Source organism: Gordonia sp. p3-SID1431 (assembly GCF_025143765.1).
Lineage (GTDB): Bacteria > Actinomycetota > Actinomycetes > Mycobacteriales > Mycobacteriaceae > Gordonia > Gordonia hongkongensis.
The window spans coordinates 1-10,511 of sequence record NZ_JAMBDT010000140.1; the positions used below are offsets into that span (position 1 = coordinate 1).

The 10,511-nt window shown below is 67.6% G+C and carries 12 protein-coding genes; 10 read left to right on the plus strand and 2 right to left on the minus strand.

Annotation, left to right across the window (positions count from 1 at the left end; genetic code table 11):
- Nucleotides 1–192: 192 nt before the first annotated feature.
- A complete protein-coding gene (locus M4D77_RS22225; RefSeq protein ID WP_159370865.1) occupies nucleotides 193–1,782 on the minus strand; it encodes an ABC transporter permease in 1,590 nt (529 codons plus the stop codon).
- 4 nt (nucleotides 1,783–1,786) lie between these two features.
- A complete protein-coding gene (locus M4D77_RS22230; protein WP_159370864.1) occupies nucleotides 1,787–2,752 on the minus strand; it encodes an ABC transporter ATP-binding protein in 966 nt (321 codons plus the stop codon).
- Between the two features lie 97 nt (nucleotides 2,753–2,849).
- On the opposite strand from M4D77_RS22230, the gene M4D77_RS22235 reads away from it, so the two are divergent.
- The 10 genes from M4D77_RS22235 to M4D77_RS22280 all read left to right on the plus strand — a co-directional run bounded on the left by M4D77_RS22235 (nucleotide 2,850) and on the right by M4D77_RS22280 (nucleotide 10,393).
- A complete protein-coding gene (locus M4D77_RS22235; RefSeq protein WP_259937427.1) occupies nucleotides 2,850–3,053 on the plus strand; it encodes a DUF2945 domain-containing protein in 204 nt (67 codons plus the stop codon).
- A gap of 74 nt (nucleotides 3,054–3,127) precedes the next feature.
- On the plus strand, nucleotides 3,128–3,487 hold the full coding sequence (locus M4D77_RS22240; RefSeq protein WP_259937429.1) for a PadR family transcriptional regulator: 360 nt from the start codon (nucleotides 3,128–3,130) through the stop codon (nucleotides 3,485–3,487).
- On the plus strand, nucleotides 3,484–4,827 hold the full coding sequence (locus tag M4D77_RS22245; RefSeq protein ID WP_259937430.1) for a permease prefix domain 1-containing protein: 1,344 nt from the start codon (nucleotides 3,484–3,486) through the stop codon (nucleotides 4,825–4,827). The genes M4D77_RS22240 and M4D77_RS22245 overlap by 4 nt, the downstream gene beginning before the upstream one ends.
- Before the next feature lie 86 nt (nucleotides 4,828–4,913).
- On the plus strand, nucleotides 4,914–5,510 hold the full coding sequence (locus M4D77_RS22250) for a sulfite oxidase-like oxidoreductase (RefSeq protein ID WP_058250515.1): 597 nt from the start codon (nucleotides 4,914–4,916) through the stop codon (nucleotides 5,508–5,510).
- The gene (locus tag M4D77_RS22255; RefSeq protein ID WP_259937432.1) at nucleotides 5,507–6,223 is read left to right on the plus strand and encodes a ferredoxin reductase; all 717 of its coding nucleotides are present in this window, start codon (nucleotides 5,507–5,509) and stop codon (nucleotides 6,221–6,223) included. Before M4D77_RS22250 ends, M4D77_RS22255 begins: the two co-directional genes overlap by 4 nt.
- Nucleotides 6,224–6,283: 60 nt before the next feature.
- Entirely contained in the window at nucleotides 6,284–6,760 is a 477-nt protein-coding gene (locus tag M4D77_RS22260; protein ID WP_058250513.1) for a glutathione peroxidase, read from the plus strand.
- Nucleotides 6,760–7,692, plus strand: a complete 933-nt coding sequence (locus M4D77_RS22265; RefSeq protein ID WP_259937434.1) for a DUF1295 domain-containing protein — start codon at nucleotides 6,760–6,762, stop codon at nucleotides 7,690–7,692. Before M4D77_RS22260 ends, M4D77_RS22265 begins: the two co-directional genes overlap by 1 nt.
- The gene (locus M4D77_RS22270; RefSeq protein WP_259937435.1) at nucleotides 7,689–8,807 is read left to right on the plus strand and encodes an FAD-dependent oxidoreductase; all 1,119 of its coding nucleotides are present in this window, start codon (nucleotides 7,689–7,691) and stop codon (nucleotides 8,805–8,807) included. Before M4D77_RS22265 ends, M4D77_RS22270 begins: the two co-directional genes overlap by 4 nt.
- Nucleotides 8,808–8,862: 55 nt before the next feature.
- Nucleotides 8,863–9,588 carry a hypothetical protein gene (locus M4D77_RS22275; protein ID WP_259937436.1) on the plus strand — a complete coding sequence of 242 codons (726 nt, stop codon included), beginning with the start codon at nucleotides 8,863–8,865 and terminating at the stop codon, nucleotides 9,586–9,588.
- A 4-nt stretch (nucleotides 9,589–9,592) separates the two neighbouring features.
- Nucleotides 9,593–10,393 (plus strand): crotonase/enoyl-CoA hydratase family protein, encoded by an 801-nt coding sequence (locus M4D77_RS22280; RefSeq protein ID WP_259937437.1) that lies wholly within the window; start codon nucleotides 9,593–9,595, stop codon nucleotides 10,391–10,393.
- Nucleotides 10,394–10,511 lie beyond the last annotated feature (118 nt).

Here is a 10,511-nt window from a genome sequence, read left to right on the forward strand (position 1 = left end):
CGAAGGGCCTGGTGAGACAGGTTGCGGAGCCCTTCGTGGCTCGCTTCGCTCGCACCTCAGGGACCAGTTATTGGGCTCGCCCCTCAAGGAGCAGGGGTGGGACTGCGCAAGCTCGCACTTCAGGGAGCGGGGGTCGGGCTCGCACTTCAGGGAGCGGGGGTCGGGCTCGCTCCCAAGTAACGGGCGACGTCGTCACGGGATGTCCCGCCGGCGGAAGCCGGCGAACCCCACCGCGACGAGCAGCACCACGACGACCCCCACCCAGACCAGTCCCCACCAATCCGGCTGGGCAGCAGACACATCCGGTACGTGATGAAACGGGCTGAAGCCCAGCGCCCAGTCCGGGAGTTTGAAGCTCGGGCCCAGGATCGTGAGCACGAAAGACACCAGGACGCCCAGCCAGATCGCGGGCCGCACGCGGGGTCGGGCGCCGATGACGGCGACGGCGATGCCGACGACCGCCCACACGGCGGGGATCGTGGCGATGGACTGGAGGAACACGTCGCCGAAGCCGAGGCCGAGATCGGCCGTGGCGGCGAAGACGCCGACGACCAGCCCGGCAACGGTGACGAGGGCGGCGGGGACAACGAGGGCGACACCGGTGACGGCGCCGAAGTACCTCGGACGGCTGACGCCGGTCGCGAGCACCGCTTCCGCTCGGTCGTCGAGCTCCTCGGTCCGGATGCGATTGACGATCTGGACCCCGGCCACGGATGCGACGATCCCGACCAGGCCGAGAATCGTTGTGACGAAGGCTGATACCAGGTCCGCGGGCGACGCCGCGCCGGAGGCGAAGATCTGGGCCATGGCGGGATTCGCGGTCAGCAGGCCGCGGACCGACCGGGTGAAGTAGCCGAAGATGACACCGAGTCCGACGAACGCGACCGTCCACGCGACGATCGGCGCCCGGTTGAGGCGGATCGCCAGCGCCAGTGGCGAGCCGATGCGGCCCCGTGCCGGGCCCGGCCGGGCCGGTATGAGTCCCTGACCGAAATCCCGTGCACGCTGCAATGCGAAAGCCGCTGCACCGACGACGACCGCGAACGCGACGCCGATCAGCAACGGCCACCAGTGATCGCCGGTCGCGGGTCTGGTCTCCTGAATCCATCCCAGCGGATTGACCCATGTGGTCCACGTCGGTGCGTCCACCGAGAACAGAAACCCGCGCAGCACGAACAGGACGCCGAGCAGAGACACGGCAATCGTGGTGGCGGCCCTGGCGTCGGAACCCACCTGGGCGCTGACCGCGGCGATGGCGCCGAACATCCAACCGGTGACCGTGAACCCGGCGCCCAGCAGGAACGACGACCCCCAGGCCCCACCGCACAGCGACGTCGCCAGACCCGCCAGGATGCCGATGGCGATCGAGCACACGCCGGCCATGATCAACGCGGTCGACAGTCGGGCGGCACGTCCGAGCACCCCCGCGGCGAGAAGTTCGGCCTGGCCGGAATCCTCCTGTCCACGTGCGGCTTTGACCACGATGAAGATCGCACCGAGCGCGGCGATGAAACCGCCCAGCGCGAGGCTGCGCCACGCGACGAATCCGTCGACCGTGGCCAGGTCGTAAGCGGGTCCGAAGATCAGCCCGAGTGCGGGATTCGAGCCGATCGTCGTGGCGAACGCGGCGCGTTCCGCGGCGTCGGGAAACAGCAACGGGTAGGCGATGACCGACGACACGGCCAGTGCGGTGGGCAAGACGATCCACGGCGCGAAGCTTCGACCTTCGTGGTGCAGGGAGGCCCGTAACAGCGGCGGCGTACCGATCGTCGATGCAGTCATCGCCTCACCGCTCCCCTGCCGGCTGGTCGGCCTTTTCGTAGAGCGACAGGAACAGGCTTTCCAGCGAGGGCGGTTCGACCGTCAGCGACCGCAGGCCGCAGGCGGTCAGCGCTGACATCACCGGACCGATCTGATCCGAGTCCACGGTCGCGCTCAGTCGGAGCCCGCCGGAGTCGTGGTCGTGCGAATCGATATCGTGCACCTCGGCGTTGTGCAGTTGCGCGAGAAGGTCCGGGCTCGGCGCCGAATCCAGTTCGGCGCGAACGGAAGTGCGGGTGTGCCCGCGCAGCTCGGCCAAGGAGCCGGTCGCCACGACGGCCCCGTCGCGGATGATGCTGAGCCGGTCCGCCAGGGTCTCCGCCTCGGCGAGGATGTGACTCGACAGCAGCACGGTGGTACCGCGAGCGGTGGCCTCCCCCACGACCTCCTGGAAGACGTTCTCCATCAACGGGTCCAGGCCCGACGTCGGCTCGTCGAGGATGAGCAGCTCTACGTCCGACGCCAGCGCCGCCACGATCGCGACCTTCTGCCGGTTTCCCTTGGAGTACTGCCGTCCACGTTTGGACGTGTCGAGCTCGAACCTGGAGACCAGGTCGGCCCGGCGCCCCTCGTCGAGTCCGCCGCGCATCGAGCCGAGCAGATCGATCATCTCCCCGCCGGTCATCGTCGGCCACAACGCGACGTCGCCGGGTACGTACGCCAGCCGGCGGTGCAGCTCGACGACGTCACGCCAGGGGTCGCCGCCGAGGAGTCGGACCTCTCCCCCGTCCGCGCGCAACAGACCCAGCAGGACCCGGATCGTCGTCGACTTGCCCGCGCCATTGGGCCCGAGGAAGCCGTGGACCTCCCCTCGCGCGACCTCGAGGTCGAGTCCGCGAAGCGCCTCGAACCTACCGAACGACTTACGCAGACCCCGGACGTCGATGGCGGGCTCGGTTCTCTGCGGGTTCTCGGAACGTTCGACGCTCATGCGTACCTCCGGCTCGACACGACGTGATGATCGTTCCACAGCGACTCTTGCAGCGGAGAAGGTTTGACCGTCGACGCCGTCGGGGCACACTGCCGCCATGGCGATCAAGAAGAACGACACCGTCCGCTGGAACACCTCTCAGGGCGAGACCGAGGGCACTGCGGAAGAGAAGCGCACCAAGGAATTCACCTTCGAGGGGCAGAAGTTCAAGGCCAGCGAGGACGAGCCGTACTGGATCGTCAAGTCGTCGAAGACGGGCTCGATGGCCGCCCACAAGGAGTCGTCCCTGTCGAAGAAGTAATCGGCACACGCCGGTCCGAGGACTCCTATACCTAGAACTGCTATGCTCCTAGCAGTTCTAGGTATAGGAGTGCTATGTATATCGAGAAGGACTTGGTGGCCGCGTCCGCGACCCCGCTGGTGCTGGGGATTCTCGCCGAGGGCGAGTCCTACGGGTACGCCATCCTGAAGCGCGTGCGAGAGATGTCCGGTGGTCGGATGGAGTGGACCGACGGCATGCTCTATCCCCTTCTGCACCGTTTGGAGCGCGCCGGCCACGTCGAAGCGAGCTGGGGTGCAGCCGACACCGGGCGGCGACGCAAGCACTACTCGATCACAGCATCGGGGTTGGCCGCGCTCGCCGAGCGGAGGTCGCAGTGGCAGGTCGTGGCCGACGCGCTCGACCAGGTGTGGCGGACGGTCGCCCTGCCGCCGACCGCGGAGGGCCTGGCATGACTGCGGAGACCGAGCTCGAGAGCCAGATCGACCGATGGCGCGGATACGTTCTCCGCCATCAAGCCATCGCCACCACCGACGCCGACGAGATGGAAGACCACCTCCGCGGGCAGATCGCCGACCTCGCCGCCGGTGGCCTCGACGACGACGAAGCGTTCCTGGTCGCCGTCAAGCGCATGGGCCGCGTCGATGCGTTGTCGCGTGAGTTCGCCCGCGAGCACTCCGACCGGTTGTGGAAGCAGCTGGTGCTGACCGCGGAACCATCCGGCGATCTGGGCCGACGACGTCACGAACTCGGAGTCGTGATCGGCCTCGTCGTCGCGGCCGCCACGACCGTCCGCGTCGCCGTCGAGGTCATGCCGGAATGGGTGCTCGTCCGCAATGCCGCGTTGCTCGTACTTCCTTTCATGGCACTGTATTTCGGTTGGAAGCGCCGCGTCTCGACGCGAACCGCGCTCACGGTGATCGCTGCGTTCGTCGTGACCGGAATCGTGGTCAACGTCTACCCGTTCGTCGACGACGGCACCACCCAGGCCATCGTCGCGATCCACGCGCCGATCGTCCTGTGGTTCCTCATGGGGGTGACCTACGTCGGCGGCCGCTGGACGTCCGGACCGCGTCGGATGGACTTCATCCGGTTCACCGGCGAATGGGTCGTGTACGCAACGCTTCTCGGCCTCGGTGCGGGAGTCCTCACCGGCCTGACCGCGGGAGCATTCGGTGCGCTCGACATCGACGTCGACACCGTGATCTCCCAGTGGCTGGCGCCCATCGCCGCGCCCGGCATCGTGCTGCTGGCGGCATGGCTGGTGGAGGCGAAGCAGAGCGTGGTCGAGAACATCGCACCGGTGCTGACCAAGGTCTTCACGCCCGTCACCGCGGTGATGCTCGTCGTGCTGCTGATCGCGATGGTGACCAGTGGCGACGTCGTGGACGTCGACCGTGAACTGCTGATCCTGGTGGACCTGATCCTCGTCGTCGTGCTCGGCTTGCTGCTGTATGCGATCTCCGCGCGCGATCCGCATCTGCGCCCGGAACTCTTCGATCGTCTACAACTGGTGCTGGTCGTGACCGCACTCGCGGTCGACGCGGTGATGCTGACGATCATGGCGTCGCGGATCGCGGAGTTCGGGTTCACGGCCAACAAGACGGTGGCGCTCGGTCTCAATCTCGTCCTGCTGGTGAACTTGTCGTGGGCGGCGTATCTGCTCTTCGGTTTCGTCCGCCGCCGCCGCGGGTTCGATGCGACGGAGCGGTGGCAGACCGACTATCTGCCGGTGTTCGCACTTTGGGCGGCCGCGGTCGTCGTCGTGGTACCGATGCTGTTCGATTTCGCCTGACCGCACCAATGCGTCGCGCCGACTAGGCGGTGCCGGGAGCGAAGCGGGCGGGCCGAATAGAAGCGAGCCGCGTAGACTCCGCGACCATGGCGATCGTCAACCGAGGTTTCGTGGGGCGCCGCGACCGCGACGCGCGGCGTCTCCCTCCCGGCCAGTACACGACACTCGATTTCCCGGTCCTGTCCGCGGAGCCGACACCCGCGATCGTTCCGAATGACTGGATGCTGGCCGTGCAATCCGCGGACCACCGGGCCGCCACGTTCACATGGGACCAGTTCCAGGAACTGCCGCACGACGACATCACCACCGACATCCACTGCGTCACACGGTGGTCGAAATTCGACACCCGGTGGCGCGGGGTCTCGTTCGACACCTTGCTGCAGGCGCTGCCGTGGGAACCGGCCCCGTTCGTGATGGCGCACTGCCACGGCGGGTACACCACCAACGTGCCGCTCGCCGATCTCGTCGACGGCCGCGGCTGGATCGCCGACACCTATGACGGCGAACCCCTGTCCGCCGAGCACGGCGGCCCGGCTCGCCTCCTCGTGCCCCACCTGTACTTCTGGAAGAGCGCCAAATGGGTTCGGCGACTTCGCTTCATGGCCGAAGACGCACCCGGATTCTGGGAGGAACGCGGGTACCACATGTACGGCGACCCCTGGCGCGAACAGCGCTACTCGTGACGACCTGGCATCTCACGACGGTCACCGCGGTCGTCGACCTCACCCCCACCGCGCGAGCCCTGCGCCTCGCTCTCCCCGAAGCAGTGCATGCGCTGCCCGGCCAGCACGTCGACATCCGGTTGACCGCCGAGGACGGCTACTCCACCGCACGCGCCTACTCGTTGTCCGACGTCCGCGAGACCCGGTCGATCGAGGTGACGGTCGAACGACTCGAGGACGGTGAGGTGTCGCCCTACCTCGTCGACATGGTGGAGGTCGGCGACCCGTTGGAGATCAGCGATCCGCACGGATACTGGTTCACCTGGCCGTCCGGCGACGACCGTCCCGTCCAACTGATCGGCGGTGGCTCCGGGATCGCACCGCTCATGTCGATGATCCGCAACCGCGAGGTCGAGGCGCCGCAGACACCGTTCTCTCTCGTCTACTCGGTCCGCAGTCCCGAACGCGTCTACTACCGGGATGAGATCCGGCAGTTGATCGCGCACCGCCGCATGGATGTTCACCTGATCCACACCAGGGTGGGCCCCGACGACGCGACGCGGCCCGCGGGACGTCTCACCGCCGGCGAACTCGCCGCGCTGACCATGGACCCGGCCACCTCGCCGACCGTGTTCATCTGCGGCCCGAACAGGTTCGTCGAGAACTGCGCCCAGTGGATGGTCGAGGCCGGACACGACCGCACCCGCATCCGGACCGAGCGCTTCGGTGAGTGACCCCGGAACGCTTCGACGATTCTCCCAAGCAAGTGCTTGATCGGCACGTAGCGTAGCGGCATGACCTCTGTGTACGACTTCACCGCCACCGGCATCGACGGCGATCCCGTCGAACTCTCGCAGTTCCAGGGCTCTCCCCTGCTCATCGTGAACACCGCCTCGCAGTGCGGGTTCACCCCGCAGTACCGCGGTCTGGAGGCACTGCACCGGGACTACGCCGACAAGGGTCTGCGCGTACTCGGGTTCCCGTGCGACCAGTTCGGGCACCAGGAGCCGGGCGACGAGGAGGAGATCAAGAACTTCTGCTCGCTGACCTACGATGTGACCTTCCCGATGTTCGCGAAGGTCGATGTGAACGGACCCGACGCTCACCCGCTGTTCGCGTGGTTGCGGGACCAGAAATCCGGCGTGCTCGGCGGCCGGATCAAATGGAACTTCACCAAGTTCCTCATCGGGCGGGACGGGTCCGTCGTCGCGCGATACTCGCCGACGACCAAGCCGGAGAAACTCGCCGGATCCATCGAAGAACAGCTGTGATGGGGACGCCCGTGAGCACCGACAGCACCATCAGCCGAAGCGGTTCGTTCGTCCGCGTGACGATCGCCTATCTGGTGGCCTTCGCGGTCGCGGCCGCCTGGCTCATCTGGGGTCCGGCCACCGCCTACCTCTGGCTCGACACCCTGATCGCCGATCTGCTCGCCACCCTCGTGATCTTCGCGTTCAGCCGGTTCTACGTGAATTCGAGCTTCTACGACGCCTATTGGAGCGTCGTGCCGCCCGCGCTGTTCGTCTACTGGTGGGCCGCTGGCGACGTCGGGATCGACGCGGTGCACTGCTGGGTCATCGCCGTCGTCATCGGCGCCTGGGCGATCCGTCTGACTGCGAACTGGGCGATCGGCTGGCCGGGTCTCCACCACGAGGACTGGCGCTACCCGATGCTGAAGGCCGGTGCCGGCCGGGCGGAACTGCCCGTGGACCTGATGGCGATCCACGTCTTCCCCACCGTCCAGGTGTTCCTCGGCATGATCCCGATCTACGTCGCGGTCACCCACACCGGCGGCGTCCTGGCTTGGCTGACCGCGGTTGCGGCCGTCGTCGGACTCGCCGCGACGGCGCTCGAGTACGTCGCCGACGGGCAGCTGCGACGGTTCGCCGCTCACCGAACACCGGGCGCCGTCCTCGACACCGGAGTGTGGGCCTGGTCGAGACACCCGAACTACTTCGGCGAGGTTCTGTTCTGGGTGTCGATGGCCCTGTTCGGGCTCGCCGCCTCGCCCGGTGACTGGTGGTGGCTGTTCGTGGGCGCGGTCCTGATGCTCGCGATGTTCCTCGGTGCCAGCATCCCCATGATGGAGAAGCGCAGCCTCGAGCGGCGCCCCGGCTATCAGGACGTCATCGACCGGGTGCCGCGCTTCGTTCCCCGGCCCCCGCGCTCGGCCGCGAACCCGCCGGATCAGGTCACTGCGTGAGCCGACCACGCGTCGTCGTCGCCGGTCTCGGTGATTCCGGAGTACTGACCGCGATCCATCTCGCCCCGCATGCCGACGTCGTGGGCATCTCGTCGAAGCCAGGGCTGGTCAGCGGGCAGGAACTCGGGCTGCGGATCAGCCGGCCCGATGCGTGGGCGCGCGACTACCGGATTCCGTTCGGGCGCTTCCGGAAGCTCGACGGCATCCGGACCGTCCACGGCACACTGACGGGTACCGACCTCGGTGACCGCACCGTCACCGTCGTCGACGCCAACGGCACGGAAAGGGTCGAGCGTTTCGACGCGCTGATCATCTCCACCGGCGTGCGGAACGGGTTCTGGCGACATCCGGAACTGCAGTCGGAAGCCGACGTCGACGCCGAGTTGCGCTCGGCTCATGCGCGGTTCGCCGCTGCCGAGACCATCGCGGTGATCGGTGGCGGTGCAGCGGCGGTGAGTGCCGCCGCCAACCTGGCGCAGACCTGGCCGGGCAAACAGGTCGACCTGTATCACCCGGGCGAACGTGCTCTGCCGCAGCATCATCCGCGGACATGGGCGACCGTCCTGGCCCGGTTGCGGCGGCTCGGCGTCGGCGTGCACGGCGGACATCGTGCGGTCGTGCCCGACGGATTTGCCTGCGACGAGATCACTCCGGGGCCGGTGAACTTCTCGACAGGGCAGCCGCCGGTGGAGGCCGATGCCGTGCTCTGGGCCATCGGCCGGGTGAGACCGAACACGGAGTGGCTGCCGCGAGAGGTGCTCGATCCGTCGGGCTTCGTGCGCGTGACGGCCGAACTGCGCGTACCCGGGGCGGAATTCGTCTATGCGATCGGCGACGTCGCGGCAACCGACGACCTCCGCAGCTCCGCTCGCAATCGTGCCGATCGTCTGCTCGCACACAACATCCGATCCGACCTCACCGGGCGGCCGGGCCGTGCGCGGCGCTACGCTCCCCCACGGCGGCGTTGGGGTTCGGTGCTCGGTGTCCAGGCCGACGGTCTCCAGGTGTTCGCGCCCAACGGGCGCCCGTTCCGATTCCCGGCGTGGTCGGTCGACACGATCCTGCAACCGTGGATCGTCCGTCGCGGAATCTACGGCGGCATCCGGAAGCAGTGAGTGCACGGGGTGTTTTCCGGGCGGACGGGCAGCGGTCCGCGCATACACTCGGCCCATGAGCAACGAACCGTTCTCTGCCAATCCATCCGGACAGCCGCCGAACCCGGGCGGGCCCGGACAGACGCCCTCCGGCGCGTACCCGTCGGGAGCGGTGCCTCCCGCCGCGCCGCCACCGGAAGCCTCCCAGTATTCCGCCGGAACCACGCCCGGCGTCGCGTCGACCGACTCGACGACCGATGGGACGACCCCGGTCAAGCCGACCGCCGCAGAACGCGCGAACTCCGTGGTGAAGAAGGTGGTGATCGGACTCGTCATCGCCGCGCTGCTCGTCGTCACCTACTTCATCCTCGAGGCGTTCCTACCGCGCTGGTGGGCCGGTCAGATCGGGCAGCGCGTCGAAGGTTCCTTCAGCCGCGGCATCGGCACCGGCCTCGTTCTCGGGATCGTGTGCACCTTCTTGCCCGTACTGTTCTTCACGTTGGCGTTCGTCAACCGCAGCCGCATGAAGAACGTCCCGACCATCATGTTCGCCGTTCTCGGCGTGGTCCTCGCGATCCCCAACCTGCTCACCCTCACTGTGGTCGCCGGCGGTGGGAACGGCGCACACGCCGGCGAGCGCATCTTCGACGTCGAAGCGCCCGGCTTTCGCGCCGCCACCGCGTGGGGCGTGATCATCGGTGTCGTTCTGGCGATCGGCGTCGGCTACTTCATCTGGCGCTACCAGCGCCGCGGACGTCAGCTCCGCGAGATCAAACACCCACCCACAACAGATCGGAAGTAGATACATGACCGAGCAGCGGATCGTCGTGGACATCGACGACGCCGGTGTCGCCACGGCGACGCTCAACCGGGCCGACAAACACAACGCGCTCGATCCGGCGATGTTCAATGCGCTTATCGACGTTACGGGCACCCTCGCCGAGGACAACCGCGTCCGGGCTGTGGTGGTACACGGTGCGGGCAAGAGTTTCTGTTCCGGCCTGGACGTGTCGAGCCTGGGTCAGGGTGGCGGGGTGAACTCGCTGCTGGAGCGCGAACCGGGCGTGCTCGGCAACCACGCGCAGCGGGTGTCACTGGACTGGGGCCGCATCCCGGCACCGGTGATCGCGGCCATCACCGGCAACTGCTTCGGCGGTGGCCTGCAGATCGCGCTGGGCGCCGACATCCGCTATTCGACCCCCGACGCACGCCTGTCCATCATGGAGGTCAAGTGGGGACTGGTGCCCGACATGGGCATCACCCAGACCCTCCCGCGACTCGTGTCCGCGGATGTGGCAAAGGAACTCACGTTCACCGGACGCATCGTCGACGGCGCCGAGGCCCAACGACTCGGGCTGGTCACCCGCGTCGTCGACGATCCGCTCACCGCCGCACTGGATCTCGCGCACGAGATCGCATCGAAGTCGCCGCACGCGGTCCGTGCCGCCAAGCGTCTCTACGACGAATCGTGGGCGGGCACCGATCCGGCCGCGGCGCTGATGCTGGAGAGCGAACTCCAGGTCGGACTGATGGGATCCCCCAATCAGATGGAGGCGGTACACGCCGGGATGGCGCGACGCGAAGCGAGCTTCGCCGACCCGGAGTGACCGGATGCCCTTGGTGGCTCGTCGCTTTCTCTCTTGTGCCCCCTCTGCTCGCTAATCCGAAAGAACTGCCCCCTGCTCCCTGAGGTGCGAGGAGCGCAAGCGACGAGCCACGAAGGGT

Excerpts from the sequence above, each read along its gene's own strand:
- M4D77_RS22225 (WP_159370865.1), bottom strand. The coding sequence starts at position 1,782 with ATGACTGCATCGACGATCGGTACGCCGCCGCTGTTACGGGCCTCCCTG.
- M4D77_RS22230 (WP_159370864.1), bottom strand. The coding sequence starts at position 2,752 with ATGAGCGTCGAACGTTCCGAGAACCCGCAGAGAACCGAGCCCGCCATC.
- M4D77_RS22235 (WP_259937427.1), top strand. The coding sequence starts at position 2,850 with ATGGCGATCAAGAAGAACGACACCGTCCGCTGGAACACCTCTCAGGGC.
- M4D77_RS22240 (WP_259937429.1), top strand. The coding sequence starts at position 3,128 with ATGTATATCGAGAAGGACTTGGTGGCCGCGTCCGCGACCCCGCTGGTG.
- M4D77_RS22245 (WP_259937430.1), top strand. The coding sequence starts at position 3,484 with ATGACTGCGGAGACCGAGCTCGAGAGCCAGATCGACCGATGGCGCGGA.
- M4D77_RS22250 (WP_058250515.1), top strand. The coding sequence starts at position 4,914 with ATGGCGATCGTCAACCGAGGTTTCGTGGGGCGCCGCGACCGCGACGCG.
- M4D77_RS22260 (WP_058250513.1), top strand. The coding sequence starts at position 6,284 with ATGACCTCTGTGTACGACTTCACCGCCACCGGCATCGACGGCGATCCC.
- M4D77_RS22265 (WP_259937434.1), top strand. The coding sequence starts at position 6,760 with ATGGGGACGCCCGTGAGCACCGACAGCACCATCAGCCGAAGCGGTTCG.
- M4D77_RS22275 (WP_259937436.1), top strand. The coding sequence starts at position 8,863 with ATGAGCAACGAACCGTTCTCTGCCAATCCATCCGGACAGCCGCCGAAC.
- M4D77_RS22280 (WP_259937437.1), top strand. The coding sequence starts at position 9,593 with ATGACCGAGCAGCGGATCGTCGTGGACATCGACGACGCCGGTGTCGCC.